Annotated in this window: 18 protein-coding genes; 5 read left to right on the plus strand and 13 right to left on the minus strand. The window is 76.0% G+C overall.

Going from position 1 to position 17212, the window contains the following annotated elements; translation table 11 throughout:
• Positions 1-63 precede the first annotated feature (63 nt).
• Both FS882_RS16475 and FS882_RS16480 read left to right on the plus strand, forming a co-directional pair.
• On the plus strand, positions 64-630 hold the full coding sequence (locus tag FS882_RS16475; RefSeq protein ID WP_158374616.1) for a DoxX family protein: 567 nt from the start codon (positions 64-66) through the stop codon (positions 628-630).
• Positions 631-955: 325 nt separating this feature from the next.
• On the plus strand, positions 956-1519 hold the full coding sequence (locus tag FS882_RS16480; RefSeq protein WP_158374618.1) for a DoxX family protein: 564 nt from the start codon (positions 956-958) through the stop codon (positions 1517-1519).
• Between the two features lie 111 nt (positions 1520-1630).
• Here FS882_RS16480 and FS882_RS16485 read toward each other — a convergent pair whose 3' ends face one another.
• From FS882_RS16485 to ligA, 8 genes are all read right to left on the minus strand, one after another.
• On the minus strand, positions 1631-2176 hold the full coding sequence (locus FS882_RS16485; RefSeq protein ID WP_158374620.1) for a GNAT family N-acetyltransferase: 546 nt from the start codon (positions 2174-2176) through the stop codon (positions 1631-1633).
• A 163-nt stretch (positions 2177-2339) separates the two neighbouring features.
• On the minus strand, positions 2340-3848 hold the full coding sequence (gene gatB / locus FS882_RS16490) for an Asp-tRNA(Asn)/Glu-tRNA(Gln) amidotransferase subunit GatB (RefSeq protein WP_158374622.1): 1509 nt from the start codon (positions 3846-3848) through the stop codon (positions 2340-2342).
• On the minus strand, positions 3845-5359 hold the full coding sequence (gene gatA / locus FS882_RS16495) for an Asp-tRNA(Asn)/Glu-tRNA(Gln) amidotransferase subunit GatA (RefSeq protein ID WP_158374624.1): 1515 nt from the start codon (positions 5357-5359) through the stop codon (positions 3845-3847). The genes gatB and gatA overlap by 4 nt, the downstream gene beginning before the upstream one ends.
• A 1-nt stretch (position 5360) precedes the next feature.
• The gene (gatC, locus tag FS882_RS16500; RefSeq protein ID WP_147795987.1) at positions 5361-5657 is read right to left on the minus strand and encodes an Asp-tRNA(Asn)/Glu-tRNA(Gln) amidotransferase subunit GatC; all 297 of its coding nucleotides are present in this window, start codon (positions 5655-5657) and stop codon (positions 5361-5363) included.
• A 45-nt stretch (positions 5658-5702) separates the two neighbouring features.
• The gene (locus FS882_RS16505; RefSeq protein ID WP_158374626.1) at positions 5703-6857 is read right to left on the minus strand and encodes an AAA family ATPase; all 1155 of its coding nucleotides are present in this window, start codon (positions 6855-6857) and stop codon (positions 5703-5705) included.
• 89 nt (positions 6858-6946) lie between these two features.
• The gene (locus tag FS882_RS16510) at positions 6947-7360 is read right to left on the minus strand and encodes a pilus assembly protein CpaE (protein ID WP_158374628.1); all 414 of its coding nucleotides are present in this window, start codon (positions 7358-7360) and stop codon (positions 6947-6949) included.
• 178 nt (positions 7361-7538) lie between these two features.
• Positions 7539-8333, minus strand: coding sequence for a GNAT family N-acetyltransferase (locus FS882_RS16515; protein ID WP_158374630.1), 795 nt, complete (start codon positions 8331-8333; stop codon positions 7539-7541).
• The gene (ligA, locus tag FS882_RS16520) at positions 8330-10819 is read right to left on the minus strand and encodes an NAD-dependent DNA ligase LigA (RefSeq protein WP_158374632.1); all 2490 of its coding nucleotides are present in this window, start codon (positions 10817-10819) and stop codon (positions 8330-8332) included. Before ligA ends, FS882_RS16515 begins: the two co-directional genes overlap by 4 nt.
• A 141-nt stretch (positions 10820-10960) precedes the next feature.
• On the opposite strand from ligA, the gene FS882_RS21655 reads away from it, so the two are divergent.
• Both FS882_RS21655 and FS882_RS16530 read left to right on the plus strand, forming a co-directional pair.
• Positions 10961-11185: a helix-turn-helix domain-containing protein gene (locus FS882_RS21655; RefSeq protein WP_239198330.1), complete on the plus strand. Its 225-nt coding sequence runs from the start codon at positions 10961-10963 to the stop codon at positions 11183-11185.
• Positions 11186-11298: 113 nt separating this feature from the next.
• The gene (locus FS882_RS16530; RefSeq protein ID WP_158374636.1) at positions 11299-11685 is read left to right on the plus strand and encodes a hypothetical protein; all 387 of its coding nucleotides are present in this window, start codon (positions 11299-11301) and stop codon (positions 11683-11685) included.
• 37 nt (positions 11686-11722) lie between these two features.
• On the opposite strand, the gene FS882_RS16535 is transcribed toward FS882_RS16530, so the two are convergent.
• From FS882_RS16535 to FS882_RS16550, 5 genes are all read right to left on the minus strand, one after another.
• Positions 11723-12058, minus strand: a complete 336-nt coding sequence (locus FS882_RS16535; RefSeq protein ID WP_158374638.1) for a helix-turn-helix domain-containing protein — start codon at positions 12056-12058, stop codon at positions 11723-11725.
• A gap of 145 nt (positions 12059-12203) precedes the next feature.
• Entirely contained in the window at positions 12204-12704 is a 501-nt protein-coding gene (locus tag FS882_RS21115; RefSeq protein ID WP_187365341.1) for a hypothetical protein, read from the minus strand.
• Entirely contained in the window at positions 12701-13744 is a 1044-nt protein-coding gene (locus tag FS882_RS16540; RefSeq protein ID WP_158374640.1) for a hypothetical protein, read from the minus strand. The genes FS882_RS21115 and FS882_RS16540 overlap by 4 nt, the downstream gene beginning before the upstream one ends.
• On the minus strand, positions 13741-14910 hold the full coding sequence (gene mnmA, locus FS882_RS16545) for a tRNA 2-thiouridine(34) synthase MnmA (RefSeq protein WP_158374642.1): 1170 nt from the start codon (positions 14908-14910) through the stop codon (positions 13741-13743). The genes FS882_RS16540 and mnmA overlap by 4 nt, the downstream gene beginning before the upstream one ends.
• Positions 14910-16142: a cysteine desulfurase family protein gene (locus FS882_RS16550; protein WP_158374644.1), complete on the minus strand. Its 1233-nt coding sequence runs from the start codon at positions 16140-16142 to the stop codon at positions 14910-14912. The genes mnmA and FS882_RS16550 overlap by 1 nt, the downstream gene beginning before the upstream one ends.
• Positions 16143-16172: 30 nt before the next feature.
• Between FS882_RS16550 and FS882_RS16555 the strand changes: the two genes are divergently transcribed.
• Entirely contained in the window at positions 16173-17177 is a 1005-nt protein-coding gene (locus FS882_RS16555; protein ID WP_262348365.1) for a phosphotransferase family protein, read from the plus strand.
• Positions 17178-17212 lie beyond the last annotated feature (35 nt).

Consider the following 17212-nt stretch of genomic DNA (forward strand, 5'->3'; position numbering starts at 1 on the left):
CCAACGGGACGAAGCGGGACATTGGGCGCATCGTCACAACGTCGTGATCCGGAGGCAGCCGCCATGTCCGCACCCACCCTCTCGCGCTCGTCCGCCGCGCCGGCCCCGCTGCCGGCCCAGGAGGACGTCGTCACCACCCTGAACGCGCGCCGCGCGCTCGCCGCGACCCGGCTGGCCACCGGGTTCATCTTCCTGTGGGCCTTCGTCGACAAGACGTTCGGCCTCGGCTACTCGACCCCGTCCGAGCGGGCCTGGATCCACGGCGGCACGCCGAGCCAGGGCTTCCTGAACAGCGAGGCGGTCGTCGGCCCGTTCAAGGACCTGTTCCAGTCGATCGCCAGCCCGGCCACCGACGTGCTGTTCATGCTCGGCATGCTCGGCGTCGGCCTCGCGGTGGTGCTCGGCATCGGCCTGCGGGTCGCCGCCTGGTCGGGCTCGCTCATCATGATCCTCATGTGGGCCGCGGAGTGGCCGCTCACCGCCGGGTCGACCAACCCGCTCGTGGACTACCACATCATCTACGCCCTGGCCCTGATCGTCTGCGCGACCTGCCTGGCCGGGGACACCTGGGGGCTCGGCCGCGTGTGGCGCGAGCTGCCGGTGGTGCAGGCGCAGCGCTGGCTGCGCTGAGGACGCGCGGCCGGCGGCGGACGGAGACCGCCGCCGGCCCGCTGCACGACGAGGCGCCCGTCCCCACCCGGGGGCGGGCGCCTCGCCCGTGCACCGGGCGACCCGCGCCGCCGCCACCCCCGCGCGGGCTGGGACCGAGGTCCCGGTTCCGGCCAGGCCGACCCCGGGACCCAGGTCCCGGGTGACCGGCATCCGGGTGACGTGGAGCGCTTTCCAGCAGCCGCACGCAGGGAGTTTGGGACTTCCGTCCGGGGTGCGAGGGCTCCGACGGGAGGACATTGGGAAAGTCATCACAAGGTGAACCCCAGACAAGAAGGCACGGATCATGACCACGATCACCACCCCCCGCACCGAGGCGGCCCCCGCGACCTCGCGGACCCAGGAGGACGTCGTCACCTCGGTGGCCGCCCGCCGCGTGCTCGCCGCCCTCCGTCTCTCGACGGGGTTCATCTTCCTCTGGGCCTTCCTCGACAAGACGTTCGGGTTCGGCTACTCGACCGCCTCGGACGCCGCGTGGATCCACGGCGGCGCGCCGAGCCAGGGCTTCCTGCAGTTCGCGGCCCAGGGCCCGCTGACCGGCTTCTTCAACGGCATCGCCAGCCCCGCCTCGGACGTGCTGTTCATGCTCGGCATGCTCGGCGTCGGCCTGGCGGTCATGCTCGGCATCGGCACCCGGGTCGCGGCCGGCGCCGGCTCGCTCATCATGGCGATGATGTGGCTCGCCGAGTGGCCGCTCATCTCGGGCTCGACCAACCCGGTCATGGACTACCACATCATCTACGCGCTGGTGCTGGTCCTCGTGGCCCTCACCGCCGGCGGCGACACCTGGGGCCTCGGCCGCTGGTGGAAGAGCCTGCCGGTCGTGCAGAAGAACCGCTGGCTCATCTGATCGACCAGCACCCCTGAGCGGCCCCGCCGCTCACCGCAGGCGCGAGGCGCCGGTCCCCACCCTCCCGGGGACCGGCGCCTCGTGGCGTGCGAGCGGGCCGCGCGGACGACGTCAGGCCGCGCGCAGCGCCCGGTACTCGTCCTCGAGCATCCCCATGTCGATGCCGTCGCACCAGCCGTCGCCGTCCCGGTACGCGTCCCGGCGGCGCCCCTCGACCCGGAACCCGATGTTCTCGTAGAGCGAGCGCGCGCGGGCGTTGATGCTCAGCACGTCGAGCCCGACCCGGTGCAGGCCGATCCCGTCGAACGCCAGGCCGAGCACCAGCTCGATCGCCTCCGTGCCGTAGCCGCGGCCGCGGTACGCCGGCCGCATGACCAGGCGCATGTTCGCCGAGCCGACCACCTCGTCGATGTCGTTCAGCACGATCTCGCCGAGGTACTCGTCGGACCCGTTCGCGGTGATGGCCAGGTCGATCCGCCCGTCCAGGCCGGAGACCGTCGCGCACCACGCGTCGATCTGGGCGCGGGTGAACACCGTCGTGGTGCCGGTGGTCCGCATCCCCTCGGGGTCGTTGACCATGTCCCACATCGCCGGCGCGTCGTCGGCGCGGATGGGGCGCAGGTGGATCATCTCGCCCTCGAGCGTGGGCTTCTCCATGGGGCTGCCTCCTCGTCGACCCGAGCCTAGGCACTGCGGGTGACCGTCGTGTTTCGCCGCGCGGTCGGGCGCGTTCCGGAGCGGGCGCCGGAGCGCTGCCGGCCCCGCACGCGACGGCGGCGCGGCCCCGGTCCCGCCGGGTGCCGCGCCGCCGTCGTGCCGCTCAGGCCTGGACGCGCTCCAGGACCAGCTCGCGCACGCGGCCGGCGTCCGCCTGGCCGCGGGTCGCCTTCATGACCGAGCCGATGATCGCGCCGACCGGGCCGAGGTTGCCGCCACGGATCTTCTCCGCGATGTCCGGCTGCGCGGCCAGGGCCGCGTCGATCGCCTCGAGCAGCGGGCCGTCGTCCGAGACGACCTCCAGGCCGCGCGCGACGACGACCGCCTCCGGGTCGCCCTCGCCGGCCAGCACGCCCTCGAGGACCTGCCGCGCCAGCTTGTCGTTGATCCGCCCCGCGTCGACGAGCTGCTGGAGCTGGCCGATCTGCGTCGGGGTGATCGGCAGGTCGGCGAGCTCGACCTCCTGGGTCTTGGCGGTGCGGGCGAGCTCGCCCATCCACCACTTGCGCGCGGCGGCCGGGCTCGCGCCCGCGGCCACGGTCGCCTCGATCAGCTCGACCGCACCCGCGTTGACCACGTCGCGCATCTCGGCGTCGGCGTAGCCCCACTCCCCCTGCAGCCGGCGCCGGCGGGCGGCGGGCAGCTCGGGCAGCGCGGCGCGGATCTCCTCGACCCACTCCCGCGACGGGGCGACGGGCACCAGGTCGGGCTCCGGGAAGTACCGGTAGTCCTCGGCGTCCGACTTCACGCGGCCGGCCGTGGTGATGCCGGTGTCCTCGTGCCAGTGCCGGGTCTCCTGGGTGACCGAGCCCTGCGCGTCGAGGATCGCGGCCTGGCGGCTGATCTCGTACCGGACGGAGCGCTCGACCGAGCGGAACGAGTTCACGTTCTTGGTCTCGGTGCGCGTGCCCAGCGGCGCGGTCGGCGTCGGGCGCAGCGAGACGTTGACGTCGGCGCGGACGTTGCCGCGCTCCATCCGCGCCTCGGACACGCCGAGCGCCCGGAAGATGTCCCGCAGCGTCTGCACGTACGCGCGGGCGACCTCGGGGGCCCGCTCGCCGGCGCCGGTGATCGGCTTGGTGACGATCTCGACCAGCGGGATGCCGGCACGGTTGTAGTCGACCAGCGAGTACTCCGCGCCCTGGATGCGGCCGGTGGAGCCGCCGACGTGGGTGTTCTTGCCGGCGTCCTCCTCCATGTGCGCGCGCTCGATCTCGACGCGGAACACGGTGCCGTCCTCGAGCTCGACGTCCAGGTAGCCGTCGTGGGCGATCGGCTCGTCGTACTGCGACGTCTGGAAGTTCTTCGGCACGTCCGGGTAGAAGTAGTTCTTCCGGGCGAACCGGCAGGTCTCCGCGATCTCGCAGTTCAGCGCGAGGCCGATCCGGATCGCGTACTCGACCGCGGTGCCGTTGACGGCGGGCAGCGCGCCCGGCAGGCCCAGCGACACCGGTGTGACCGCGGTGTTCGGCTCGGCGCCGAACGTCTGCGGGGCGCCGTCGAACATCTTGGTCGCGGTGCCGAGCTCGACGTGCACCTCGATGCCGATGACCGGGTCGAACCGCGCCACGGCCTCGTCGTAGTCGACCAGGTCGACGGTCTGGGTGCTCACTCGCCCACCTCCAGCTCGGGAGCCTTGGCCAGCAGCGGGCCGCCCCAGTTCTTCTCCAGCAGCGCCTCGAGCGCGGCGCCCACGCGGTACAGCCGGTCGTCGGCCTTGGCCGGGGCCAGCACCTGGAAGCCGACGGGCAGACCGTCGTCCGACAGGCCGTTCGGCAGCGACATGCCGGGCACGCCGGCGAGGTTCGCCGGGATCGTGGCGACGTCGTTGAGGTACATCGCCAGCGGGTCGTCCAGCTTCTCGCCGAGCTTGAACGCCGTGGTGGGCGCCGTCGGGGAGACCAGCACGTCCGCCTGCTCGAACGCGTTCGCGAAGTCGCGCTGGATGAGCGTGCGGACCTTCTGCGCCGAGCCGTAGTAGGCGTCGTAGTAGCCCGCCGACAGCGCGTAGGTGCCGAGGATGATCCGGCGCTTGACCTCGTCGCCGAAGCCGGCGCCGCGGGTCGCGGCCATCACGCGCTCGGCGGTCACGGGGCCCTCGGACGGCTCGACCCGGAGGCCGAACCGCATGCCGTCGAACTTCGCCAGGTTGCTGGACGCCTCGGACGGCAGGATCAGGTAGTACGCGCCGAGCGCGTACTCGAAGTGCGGGCAGGAGACCTCGACGATCTCCGCGCCGGCGCCGCGGAGCAGCTCCAGCGACTCCTCGAACCGCGCGAGCACGCCGGGCTGGTAGCCCTCGCCCTGCAGCTCGCGGACCACGCCGACGCGCACGCCGGTGAGGTCGCCGGACGCGCCCTCGCGGGCGGCGGCGACCAGGCCGGGCAGCGGCTCCGGGATGGACGTCGAGTCGCGCGGGTCGTGCCCGCCGATGAGCTCGTGCAGCAGCGCCGAGTCGAGCACGGTGCGCGTGACGGGGCCGGCCTGGTCGAGCGACGAGGCGAGCGCGATGAGGCCGTAGCGGGACACCGAGCCGTAGGTCGGCTTCACGCCGACGGTGCCGGTGACGGCGCCGGGCTGGCGGATCGAGCCGCCGGTGTCCGTGCCGATGGCCAGCGGGGCCTCGTAGGCCGCGACGGCCGCGGCCGAGCCGCCGCCGGAGCCGCCGGGGATCCGGTCCAAATCCCACGGGTTGTGCGTGTTGCCGTAGGCCGAGTGCTCGGTCGACGACCCCATGGCGAACTCGTCCATGTTGGTCTTGCCGAGGATCGGCAGGCCCGCGGCCTTGATCCGCTCGACCAGGGTCGCGTCGTACGGCGGCACCCAGCCCTCGAGGATCTTCGAGCCGGCCGTGGTCGGCAGGCCCTGCGTGACGACGACGTCCTTGACGGCGATCGGCACGCCGGCGAGCGGGTGCAGCTCCTCGCCCGCGGCGCGGCGCGCGTCGACGTCGGCGGCGGTGGCCAGCGCCTCCTCGGCCGAGACGTGCAGGTACGCGTGCACCGCGGGCTCGACGGCGGCGATGCGGTCCAGGTGGGCCTGCGTCACCTCGACGCTGGTGACCTCGCGGGCACGCAGCTTCTCGGCCAGCTCCGACGCGGAGAGGCGGGTCAGGTCGGTCATCTCACTCCTCCCCGAGGATCTGCGGGACGAGGAACTTGCCGTCCTCGGACGCGGGGGCGCCGGACAGCGCCTGCTCCTGCGTCAGCGGCTGCTCGGGGACGTCCGGGCGGAACACGTTGGTCATCGGCAGCGGGTGGCTGGTGGCCGGCACGTCGGGCGTGGCGACCTCGCTGACCCGGGCGACCGACTCGACGATCACGTCGAGCTCGCCCGCGAGGCGGTCGAGCTCCTCGGGGGTCAGGTCGATCCGCGCCAGGCCCGCGACGCGCGCGACCTCGTCACGAGAGAGGGAGGACATACCCCGGAGTCTAGACGTGGTGCGATGCGGGGAGGTCGGGACGGGTCACGACCTCCCCTCGCGCGCGCTCGGGCCCCGGCGGGTCGCCATCTCGTGGCCGGTCGCGTGCTCCCGGAGGTACTCGCGCAGGTAGGGGATCGTGAAGTCCACCCTGCCGTGTGCGGTCGCCTCGATCACCCCGGCGGCGATGAGGCGGGCCCGATAGGTCGAGGCGTACGAGGGTGTCACGCCCAGCCGCCGCGCGATCTGCCCGGTCGAGGAGTCGCCTTCGTCCTGGGCCATGGCGACGAGGTAGGTCCGGTCGACCTCGGAGAGGTCAGCGAGCGACGTCTCGTGCACCAACGAGCCGAGACGCGTGCGAGCAGCGGCCACGCCGGCGCGGACGTCAGCGAGGTCGATCGGCGACGTCCTGGCGGTGCGCCACACGTGGTAACCGACAAGCTGGATCATGAACGGGTATCCGCCGGTCGCGATGGCCGCCTGCTGCAACGCGGCGTCCTCGATCGTCGCGCCGGACTCGGTGATGGTGCGCCGGAGCGCCTCGGCTACGTGGTCGAGGCCCACGTCGCCGAGCTCGAACCGCGACGCCCGACGCAGGAACGTCAGGACGTCGTCGTCGAGCAGGTCGGAGACGGCCGACGGCAGCCCGGCCATCGCGAGCGCGACCTCCCGGTCCTCACGCACGAGATGCTGCACCGTCGCGGCGAGGTCGCGGAGGTCGTCACGCGCTCCGGCGTGCACCTCGTCGACGGTCACGAGCAGCCCGGTGCGGTTGGCCTCGAGCACGTCCAGCAGGCGTCCCAGCTCGGCGCGCCACTCGACGACCTCCTCGGGCGGCGTCGACAGGGTCAGCCCGCCGCCGACGACGGGCAGCGTGACCCCCGAGATCCGCCGGGAGGGGGCCGTCGACGGTTCCAGCTCGTGGAGCGCACGCGTGGTCGCGTGCTGCAGGCGTCGGACCATGCCGGGCGTCGCTGTCTCGGCGAGCCGCACCCACCCCCGTTCGAGCGCGAGCCCGTCGGCCTCCGACAGCATCACGGTCTTCCCGACCCCGCGAGGCCCCGTGAACAGCGCGAGGCGGGCCGGCGAGCCGGGGCCGTCGTCGAGCGAGTCGCCGAACTCCTGGAGGACGTCGTCTCGTCCGACGAGCAGCGGCGGCCTCGACCCGGCAGTCGGACGGAACGGGTTGCGTCGCAGCATTTGGACTCCTTTGGAAGTCCGGCGACGCTAGCCCTGCGCGCCCGGCACGCAGCCGTGGTGCGGCACCACCCAGGTGCTCCCGGCCGGGGTCAGACCCGCGCGGCCGAGACCAGCGCCAGCACCGCGTCCGCGTACGCGTCCTCGGCCTCCTCGGCGGCGAACGACCGCTCCGGCTGCCCGGGCAGCTCGACGACCACGAGGTACGAGCCGTCGAGCGCCCGCGCCAGGCTCCGGAACGTGCCGCCGAGCAGCTCGCGCAGCTGGTCCTCGCGCGGCAGCCACACCGCGTCGTCCTGGGTGACGGAGTCGAGCGCCCACTCGGTGGTGCCGTTGAAGCCGAGCACCGTGCCGCTCGGGTAGGCGTGCGGCTCGATGGTCATCTCGCTGATGGTGAAGACCTCGCCGGCCAGCGCGGGCTGGCGCAGGGCGAACCGGTCCCCGGACGACGGCGTCCAGCGCAGGCCTGCGGCCTGCAGGAGCTCCGCGCGCTCGATGGCGATCATCGCGCCAGTATCGTCCGAGCCGTCGCGGAACGCGCGCCGCGCGCCCACGCCCCCGCGCGGACCCTCCGACCCCGGACCGCCCGCCCTCCGGACGCCGAGACCGCACGAGGCGCGTGGTTCACGCGCGCGGAACCCCGCGACGAGTGCACGCTCGGCGCGGTTGCGCGGGCGCCGTGGGTCAGCGTTCCCAGTACGCGTACCGCTCGGCCGGGCGGAACCCCTCGGCGGCGTACAGGTCCGCCGCACCCGCGTTCGCGGCCTCGACCTGGAGGAACGCGCGCGTCGCGCCGCGGTCGGCCGCCGCGCGCAGCCCGAGGCGGGTGAGCAGCCGGCCGAGCCCGCGGCGCCGGGCCCCCCGCGCGACCATCAGGCAGGACAGCCCCGTCCAGCCGCCCTCCAGCGCGGCCCGCAGCACGCCGAGGGTCGCGCCGTCCGCGTCCGCGGCCGTCAGGTACAGCGCCGGAGAGCCGGCGACCACGGCCCGCGCGGTGGCGGCGTCGACCGTCCCACCGCCCGCCTTCACGCCGAGCCAGCCGGCCAGCCAGGCGTCGTCGGGCGCGTCCGCGACGTCGACCCGGAGGGCCGGGGGTGCCGCGACGTGCTCGGGCGGCAGCGCCGCCAGGTCCCGGACCAGCACGTCGGTGACCGCGCGCTCGGCGTAGCCCCGCGTGGCGAGCGCGGCGGCGAGCCCCTCCGGCGCGTCGGAGCACACCCGGACGACCGACGGCTGGCCGGCCGCGGCGTACACCGCCTCGACCCGGCCCAGGGTCGCGTCGAGGTCCTCGGGCGTCGCGAGCGGGAGCGCGCTGTTGGCGCGGCGCGTGAACCCGCCCGACAGCCCGAGCCGCCAGCCGTCCACGTCCCGCGTCGCCGCCGGGCGCCAGGTGGCGGCCTCGACCAGCACGCCGGGCGGGACCGGCGCCGCGCGCGTCGCGGACCGGACGGCTCCCGCCGCGCTGCCCGCGCCGGTCACGAGGCGTCGGCGTCGGCAGCGCCGTCCCCGGCCGCCGCGTCCGGCGTGCCGTCCCCGGCGGGTTCGTCCGACCCACCGGCCTCGGCCGTCCCGTCCGGCGCGCCGTCCTCGGCCGGCCCGTCGCCCACGGCCGCCGGACCGCCGGCCAGCAGCGCGACGAACCCCGCCTCGTCCAGGATCCGCAGCCCGAGCTCGATCGCCTTGGCCTCCTTCGACCCGGCGTTCTCCCCCACCACCACGTAGTCGGTCTTCTTCGACACGCTGCCCGACGCCTTGCCCCCGCGGGACAGCACGGCCTCCTTGGCCTGGTCCCGGCTGAACCCCTCGAGGCTGCCCGTGACGACCACGGTCAGTCCCTCGAGCGTGCGGGGCACGGACTCGTCGGCCTCGTCGGCCATGACGACGCCCGCCGCCTGCCACCGGTCCACGATCGCCGCGTGCCAGTCCTCGGCGAACCAGTCGATGATCGAGTCGGCGATCGTCGGGCCCACGCCCTCGACGGCGGACAGCGTGGCGCGCGCCTGCTCGGCGTCGCCGAGCGCCGCGCGCAACGCCGTCATCGAGCCGAAGTGCTGGGCGATCGCCCGGGCGGCGGTCGGCCCGACGTTCCGGATGCTCAACCCGACCAGCACCCGCCAGAAGGGCTTGGTCTTGGCCGCGTCGAGCTCGTCCAGCAGCGTGCGTGCCTGCTCGGAGGGCACCTCCTCGTGCTCCGGCAGGTGCTCGCCCCGGGCCTCGGCGTCGCGGCGCGCCTTCACGCTGTACGTGACGCGCCGGCGGAACGGCGTGCGGCGACGGACCGTGCCGTCCTCGTCGACCCGCGGCTCGCCCGTCTCGGGGTCGCGCACCACCACCTGCACCTGCCGGAGCAGCGCGAACGACCGCTGCCGGACCCGCTCGCGCTCCTCCTCCGGGGCGTCGGCCGGCCACGCGACCAGGTCGAACAGGTCCGCCTCGTTGACCACCGGGGGCGTCTCCGGCACCTCGGGCTGGGTCAGGGCCGCGGCCGTGACCTCGCCGAGCGCCTCGATGTCGAGCGCCCCGCGCGAGCCGATGTGCTCGACCCGGCCGCGGACCTGCGCCGGGCAGGTGCGGGCGTTCGGGCAGCGCAGGTCGACGTCGCCCTCGCGCATCGGGCGCAGCGTCGAGCCGCACTCGGGGCACTCGGTCGGCATCGTCCAGTCGGTGCGCGGGTAGCCGTCGTCCGCGAGCGCCGTGACCGGGCCGACGATCTCGGGGATCACGTCGCCGGCCTTGCGCAGCACCACCATGTCGCCCGGGCGCACGCCCTTGAGCGCGACGACGTCCTTGTTGTGCAGCGTCGCCATGGACACGGTCGAGCCCGACACCCGCACCGGCTCCATCACCGCGTACGGGGTGACCCGGCCGGTGCGCCCGACGTTCACCTCGATGGCGAGCAGCCGGGTGTTCACCTCCTCCGGCGGGTACTTGTAGGCGATGGCCCACCGCGGCGCCCGGCTGGTCGCGCCGAGCCGGCGCTGGAGCGCGAGCTCGTCGACCTTGATGACGACGCCGTCGATCTCGTGCTCGTACGAGTGCCGGTGCTCGCCGACCTCCGCGATCCGTGCGGTCACGTCCGCCAGCCCCGTCACGACGCGCGAGTGCGGCGAGACCGGCACGCCCCAGCCGGTGAGCAGGTCGTAGACCTCGGACTGCCGCTCCAGGCCGGCGGCGCGGGCGGCGCCCCGGCGCAGCGCGCCGATGCCGTGGGCGTACATGCCGAGCGGCCGGCTCGCGGTCACCCGCGGGTCCTTCTGCCGCAGCGAGCCCGCAGCGGCGTTGCGCGGGTTGGCGAACGGCGCCCTGCCCGCCGCGACCTGGGCCTCGTTGAGCCGCTCGAACGCCTCGACCGGCAGGAACACCTCGCCGCGGACCTCGATCAGCTCCGGGTGGGTGGCCGGGTCCCCGGCCAGCACGTCCGGGATGCTGGCGATGGTGCGGACGTTGAGCGTGACGTCCTCCCCCGTGCGGCCGTCGCCGCGGGTGGCGGCGCGCACCAGGCGGGCCGGGCCGTCGCCGGTGCGCTCGTACAGCAGCGCGATCGCCAGCCCGTCGATCTTGAGCTCGGTCAGGTAGCCGACGCCCGCGCCCTCGGGCAGCTCCAGGTCCCGGTGCACCCGCTCGGCCCAGGCGGCGACGTCCTCGGCCGAGAACGCGTTGTCCAGCGACAGCATCCGCTCGACGTGGTCGACCGCGCGGAACTCCGTCGAGAACGTGCCGCCGACGTTCTGGGTGGGCGACTCCGGCGTCCGCAGGCCGAACTCCGGGTACGCGTCCTCGAGGGCCTCCAGCCGGCGCAGCGTCGCGTCGTAGTCGGCGTCGCTCGCGAGCGGCTCGTCGCGCACGTAGTAGGCGAACTGCAGCTCCCGGACGCGGTCCGCCAGCTCGGCCCACCGCTGGCGCGCGGCGGCCTCGTCCAGGCCGGAGTCCTCGGGGTTCGTCGTCTCGGGTCGTGTCGCGTCCACGGGCACATCATGCCGCGCGCCCCCGACACGGCACCCGGGCGGGCCCGGACGACCGGGCTTCCCGCCGTGGCACGCGGGTCGCTAGGCTGCTACTCATCAGTCTGTAGACAGAGAAGTAGCACGACCCCGACCGTGGGGCGCGTGGAAGGTGAGCTGCAGGTGACGGTGGGGCGGCGGGTGCGCCGCCTGAGGCTCGAGCGCGGGATCAGCCAGGAGGCCCTCGCGCGCGACGTCGACATGCACCGCACCTACCTGGGCGGCGTCGAGCGCGGGGAGCGCAACCTCACCCTGCGGTCGGTCGAGCGCCTGGCCGACCGCCTCGGCGTGCCCGTCCGCGAGCTGATCGGCGAGGCCCCCGAGGGCTGATCCGCGCAGCCTGTGGACGACCGGGCCCACGTGTCGGTGGTCGCACCCACAGTGGGTGGGACGAGGGGCACGGCCGCGCAGGAGCCCCTCGGCAGGCCGACCGAGGAGGACCCGTGACCCCCGAGCACGACCGACCGACCTGGCAGGCGGACCCCTGCCCCGACTGGTGCGTGGTGCTGCACGCGCAGGACGACGACGTGCGGGACCGCTCGCACGTGAGCACCTCGATGTCCGTCGCCGCCCGACAGCTCCTGAGCGGCCCCGGCGCCGCCGTCTCGCCGTTCGCCGAGCGGGAGCCGGCCGGGCGGCCCGGAACGCCCGACGCGCTCGACCGCACCGCGGCCGCCGACCTCGCCGTGTGCCTCCACCGCCGCGACGGCGCGCGCACGACCTGGGTCTACGTCGGCGACGGCGCGGTGCAGCACCTGGAGCTGAGCGCCGAGTCCTGGCACCGGCTGATGCCCGCGCTCGACCGGGTGCTCGACCTGGCCGGGACCTGACCCGCCGGCGGGCCGGGTCGCGGCCCGCCGGCCCCGCTCAGGACGCGGCGGGGTCCCGGGGCGCCCGCTCGGCGTCGCCCGGCCCGGCCGCTGCGGGCGCCGGCTGGGCGGGCTCGGCGTCGCCGGGCTCCGACGCACCGAGCTCCGGCTCGCCGGACGCCGGGGGTGCCAGCAGAGCGACCGGGTCCACGCCGAGGCTGTCCGCCAGCCGCTCGAGCGAGCGGAGCGAGAGGTTGCGCTCACCGCGCTCCACCGAGCCCACGTACGTGCGGTGGTTCCCGATGAGCTCGGCCAGCTCCTCCTGGCTCAGTCCACGGGTCGCGCGGATGCGCCGGATGTTCCGTCCTACGGTGCCTTGCAGTTCGCCGTCCACACCTGCGAGCGTCCCGACCCGCTCCTGATGGGTCTACACACGGATGAGTAGCACCGCGGTCGTCCCGCAGGAGCCGTCCCGGGACTCGTCACGGGGCCCTCCGGTCACGGGGGCCCGCTGAGCGACGCCGCTGCGGTCCCCGGCGTCAGGACGCCGGGTGCACCGACGTCGCGGCGCTCGCGCGTCGCCGCGCGCGCCAGGCCGCCGTCCCGCCGCCCGCGACGAGCAGCACCCCGACGGCGGCGCCGCCGAGGGCCGCGCCGGTGAGCGCCGCCGAACCCTCGGCGAGCACCGTCTCCGTCGCCCGCCCGTCGACGGTCCACGAGCACACCGCGCGCGGCGGCAGCAGCGAGGACGACACCGCGGCGTCGCCCTCCCCGGCGGTGGCCGCGGCGACGCACGTGCCCTCCTCGGCGAGACCGGTGCGCAGGCTGGACGTCACGAGCCCCAGCCACACCACGAGCAGCACCACCAGGCCGACCACGGCGAGCCCCGCGCCGGCGACCAGCACCGCCGCGTGCCGCCGGCCGAGCCACGTCCGCCGGCGGACGACGGCCCCGTCCCGGACGCCCGCACCACCCGCCGCGCCCGCACCACCCGCCGCGCCCGCTTCGCCCCGCGTCCGCCGGCCGCCCGCCCCGCTCACGACTCCGCCCGTTCCGCGACGACCGCCGCAGCCCGGCCCACGGTCGCGAGCGTCGCCCGCGCCGCGGCGGGGTCCACCCGCGCACCCGTCGGCCCGCCGGGTACCGCCGGCCCCTCGGGGGCGAGGAGCACGACGTCGCGCAGCCCGGCCCGGGACAGCCCGACCCGCTCCCAGCCGCGCAGCACCGCGTCGGCCACCCCCCGCACGTCCGGCCCGGCGCACTGCGACGTCTCCGGCTGCGGTACCGAGGCCCACAGCGCGAGTCCGGCCTCGACCGCCTCGGCGACGGACTCCCACCGGCGCTCGTCGAGCCCGGCGACCTCCAGCCCGACCGCGTCCGCTCCGGCGCCGCGCGCGGCACCGAGCGTCGTCGCACCGGCGCCGACGTGCAGCACCACGCGTTCGGCACCGGCCGCGTGCAGCCCGGCGACGACAGTCCCGAGCCGCTCCGACACCACGGGCGCGGGGACGGCGCGCAGCCGCGCGTACCCCGAGAACGACGGCAGCACGCCGGCGACCACCTGCGCGAGGAGCGGCTCGTGCAGCAGCACGGTCGGACGCGCGCCCGGGACGGCCCGGACGATGGCGCCCAGGTGCTCCGCGACGCCCGCGGCCAGGGAGGCGGCGAGCTCCGCCACGGCCCCCGGGTCGCCGACGGCGCGGTCGCCGCGGGCGAGGTACACGCCGGCGGCCAGGGTGAGCGGCCCGGCGACCGGCACGACCAGCGGCCCGTCCCAGCCGTGCGCGGCGACGGCGAGCGCGTCCAGGTCCTCCCGGCGCAGCGCGGCCAGCCGGGTCGCGTCGCCCCCCGGGCGGTCGGCGAGCCGCCAGCCGTGCGGGCCGAGCTCGGCCGGCATCTCCACGAGCAGGCCGAGCGCCTGGGCGACGAGGCTGCCGAAGGCTCCGCGCTCGGGCAGCCGGACGGTCCACGGCAGGCCGTCGACCCCGGAGGGCGCCGCGGCGACGTCGCCGAGGACGGTCGTCTGGGCCTCCAGCGGCTCCGCGCCGGGCCAGGCCCCGGTCCCGCCGACCCCGGTCACGCGGTTGCCCCGGCGCGTCCCACGCCGGCCCCGGCCGCACCGGCCCCGGCCGCACCGGCCCCCGTCGCAGCCCCCGCGCGCGTCGCCCGCTCCACCGTCCCCTGACCCAGCACCACGTCCCCGTCCGCCCCGCCGTACAGCACCGCCGACTGCCCCGCCGCGACCCCGCGCAGCGGCCCGTCGACCCGCACCTCGATCCCGCCGTCCGCGGTCGCCCGGGCCCGCACCGGCACCGCGGCGCCGTGCGCGCGGACCTGGAGCAGGCACGCCGTCCAGTCGCGCGGGGCGGGGCCGAACCACACGGCGTCCCGGGCCTCGATCGCGTCGACCGCGAGCGCCTCGGCCCCGCCGACGACCACCCGGTTGCTCACGGGCTCGATCGCCAGCACGTACCGGGGCCTGCCGTCGGCGGCCGGCCGCCCGAGCTGGAGGCCCTTGCGCTGCCCGATCGTGTACCCGTAGGCGCCGTCGTGCGTGCCGAGCACCGTGCCGTCGGCGTCGACGACCTCGCCGGGCCGCGACCCGAGCCGGTCCCGCAGGAAGCCGCGGGTGTCGCCGTCGGCGACGAAGCAGATGTCGTAGGAGTCGGGCTTGGCCGACACGCTGAGCCCGCGGGCGGCCGCCTCGGCGCGCACCTCGTCCTTGGACGCCACGTCGCCGAGCGGGAAGATCGCGCGCGCCAGCCGCTCCGGGCCCATCACGGCGAGCACGTAGGACTGGTCCTTGGCGCGGTCGGCGGCGCGGCGCAGCACCGGGGCGCCGTCGGGCCCGGCGGTCGCGGAGGCGTAGTGCCCCGTCGCGACGGCGTCGAAGCCGAGCGCCAGCGCCTTGTCCAGCAGCGCGTCGAACTTGATGTGCTCGTTGCACCGCACGCACGGGTTCGGCGTCCGCCCGGCCTCGTACTCGGCGAGGAAGTCGGCGACCACGGTGTCCTCGAACCGCTCGGACAGGTCCCAGACGTAGTACGGGATGCCCAGCACGTCGGCGGCCCGCCGGGCGTCGCCGGCGTCCTCGATCGAGCAGCAGCCGCGCGAGCCGGTGCGCAGCTGCGCCCGGCTCCGGGACAGGGCCATGTGCACGCCGACGACGTCGTGCCCGGCGTCGACCGCGCGGGCGGCCGCGACGGCGGAGTCGACGCCGCCGGACAGCGCCGCGAGCACGCGCATCAGGCGACCCCCGCCGTCGACCGGGTCCCGGCGGCACGACCCGCGGCGGCCCGCGACCCGCCGGCGAGACCCGCCGCGCGCGCCCGGTCCACCGCGCCCGGCAGCGCCGCGAGCAGCGCCGCGACGTCGTCGTCCGTGGACGGCCAGCCGAGCGAGAACCGCAGCGCGCCGCGCGCGTCCGCCTCGTCGAGCCCCATCGCCAGCAGCACGTGGCTGGGCTGGGGCACGCCCGCCTGGCACGCCGACCCGGTCGAGGCCTCGACGCCGGCCGAGTCGAGCAGGTACAGCAGCGAGTCGCCCTCGCAGCCGGGGAAGGTGAAGTGCGCGTTGGCCGGCAGCCGGTCGGCGGCGTCGGCGGGGCCGCGGAGCACCGCGTCCGGGACGGCCGCCCGCACGCCCGCGACCAGCACGTCCCGCAGGCCGGACAGCCGCGCGGCCGTCGTCTCGCGCCCGCGCACGGCCGCGTCGACCGCGACGGCGAACGCCGCGATCGCCGGGACGTCGAGCGAGCCCGAGCGCACGCCGCGCTCCTGCCCGCCGCCGTGCAGCACCGGCACCAGGGCGAGCTCGCGCCGGGCGAGCAGCGCGCCGACGCCGACGGGCCCGCCGAGCTTGTGGCCCGTGACGGTCATCGCGTCCAGCCCGGACGCGCCGAAGTCGACGGGCACCTGCCCGACCGCCTGCACCGCGTCGGCGTGCACGGGGACGCCGTGGGCGTGCGCGAGCGCCACCACCTCGGCCACCGGCTGCAGCGTCCCGACCTCGTTGTTCGCCCACATCACCGACACCAGCGCGGTCTCGGCTGCGTGCGCGGCGAGCTCGTCGCGCAGCGCGTCCAGGCGCAGCCGCCCCTCGCCGTCCACCGGCAGCAGGACGATCTCCGCCCCCGCGTGCTCCGCGAGCCAGAACGCCGGGTCCAGCACCGCGTGGTGCTCCACCGCCGACACCAGGACGCGGCGCCGGGCCGGGTCCTGCGCCGCACGCGCCCAGAACAGACCCTTGACCGCGAGGTTGTCGGCCTCCGTGCCGCCGCCCGTCAGCAGCACCTCGCTGGGGCGGGCGCCGAGCGCGGCAGCCAGCGTCTCGCGGGCCTCCTCGACGGCGCGGCGCGCCGCCCGGCCCGCGGTGTGCAGGGACGAGGGGTTGCCGGTGCGGGACAGGTGCTCGACCAGGACGGCGGCCGCCTCCGGGAGCACGGGCGTCGTGGCCGCGTGGTCCAGATACGCGCTCACCCGCACGAGTCTACGAAGGGTTCTGTCAGGATGTGGCGCGTGAGTGCCGACGACGCGATGACGCCTCCGCTGGCCTTCAGCGGGCAACGGCTCGACTGGCGGGACCTCCCGCGGTCCGTGCGCACCCGGATCGCGGAGCTCGCCGGCGCCCAGGTGTCGGCCGAGACGAGCGCGACCACCGGGTTCAGCCCCGGGTTCGCCGCGGTGCTCGAGCTGGCCGACGGCCGGGGCGTGTTCGTCAAGGCCGTCTCCCCCGAGCAGAACCCGGAGTCACCGGAGCTGGCCCGCGCGGAGGTGCGCGCCGCCGCGGCGCTGCCGCCCCAGGTGCCGGCCCCCGCGCTGCTGTGGTCCGACGACGACGGCGACTGGGTGCTGCTGGGCTTCGAGGTGGCGCCGGGCCGGCCGCCGCTGCTGCCGTGGCGCGCGGACGAGCTCGGCCTCGTGCTGACCGCGCTCGACACCCTGGCCGAGGCGGAGCCGCTGCCGGGCCACGAGCTGCGCCCGACCGCGGAGACGCTGGCCGGCGACTTCACCGGCTGGCGCACGATCGCGGGGCGCCCGGGCGCCGACCTGGACGCGCTGGCCGCCCGCACGGGCGAGGCCGGCGCGTGGGTCCTCGCGCACCTCGACGCGCTGGTCGGGTGGGAGGACGACGCGCTGGCGGCCTGCGCGGGGACCGCGCTGGTGCACGGCGACCTCCGCGCGGACAACGTCATGGTGGACCACGACCACGAGGGCGGCCGGGTCGCGCTGATCGACTGGCCGCACGCCAGCGTCGGCGCCCCGTGGCTCGACCTGGCGTTCATGCTGCCCAGCGTCGCGATGCAGGGCGGCGGGGAGCCGCAGGACCTGTTCTGGGACCGTCCGGCGTCGAAGGGCGTCGAGCCCGAGCGGCTGCGCGCCGCCGTGGCGGGCCTGGCGGGCTACTTCGTGCACGGCGCGCTGCAGCCGGCCCCGGTCGGCATCCCGAACCTGCGGCGGTTCCAGGGGGCGCAGGGGCGGCACGCCGTGGAGTGGCTGCGCGCGCTGGCCTGAGCCGGGAGCCCCGGCCCGGGCGACCGCGCACCCCG

Origin of the sequence: Cellulosimicrobium cellulans (assembly GCF_007679345.1) — a bacterium.
GTDB lineage: Bacteria > Actinomycetota > Actinomycetes > Actinomycetales > Cellulomonadaceae > Cellulomonas > Cellulomonas cellulans_A.

What these genes read in the sequence shown, in the direction of transcription:
- FS882_RS16505 (WP_158374626.1), bottom strand. Translation starts at nt 6,857, where the DNA reads ATGCTGCGACGCAACCCGTTCCGTCCGACTGCCGGGTCGAGGCCGCCG.
- gatC (WP_147795987.1), bottom strand. Translation starts at nt 5,657, where the DNA reads ATGTCCTCCCTCTCTCGTGACGAGGTCGCGCGCGTCGCGGGCCTGGCG.
- FS882_RS16480 (WP_158374618.1), top strand. Translation starts at nt 956, where the DNA reads ATGACCACGATCACCACCCCCCGCACCGAGGCGGCCCCCGCGACCTCG.
- FS882_RS16555 (WP_262348365.1), top strand. Translation starts at nt 16,173, where the DNA reads ATGTGGCGCGTGAGTGCCGACGACGCGATGACGCCTCCGCTGGCCTTC.
- FS882_RS16510 (WP_158374628.1), bottom strand. Translation starts at nt 7,360, where the DNA reads ATGATCGCCATCGAGCGCGCGGAGCTCCTGCAGGCCGCAGGCCTGCGC.
- FS882_RS16485 (WP_158374620.1), bottom strand. Translation starts at nt 2,176, where the DNA reads ATGGAGAAGCCCACGCTCGAGGGCGAGATGATCCACCTGCGCCCCATC.
- gatA (WP_158374624.1), bottom strand. Translation starts at nt 5,359, where the DNA reads ATGACCGACCTGACCCGCCTCTCCGCGTCGGAGCTGGCCGAGAAGCTG.
- mnmA (WP_158374642.1), bottom strand. Translation starts at nt 14,910, where the DNA reads ATGCGCGTGCTCGCGGCGCTGTCCGGCGGCGTCGACTCCGCCGTCGCG.
- FS882_RS16475 (WP_158374616.1), top strand. Translation starts at nt 64, where the DNA reads ATGTCCGCACCCACCCTCTCGCGCTCGTCCGCCGCGCCGGCCCCGCTG.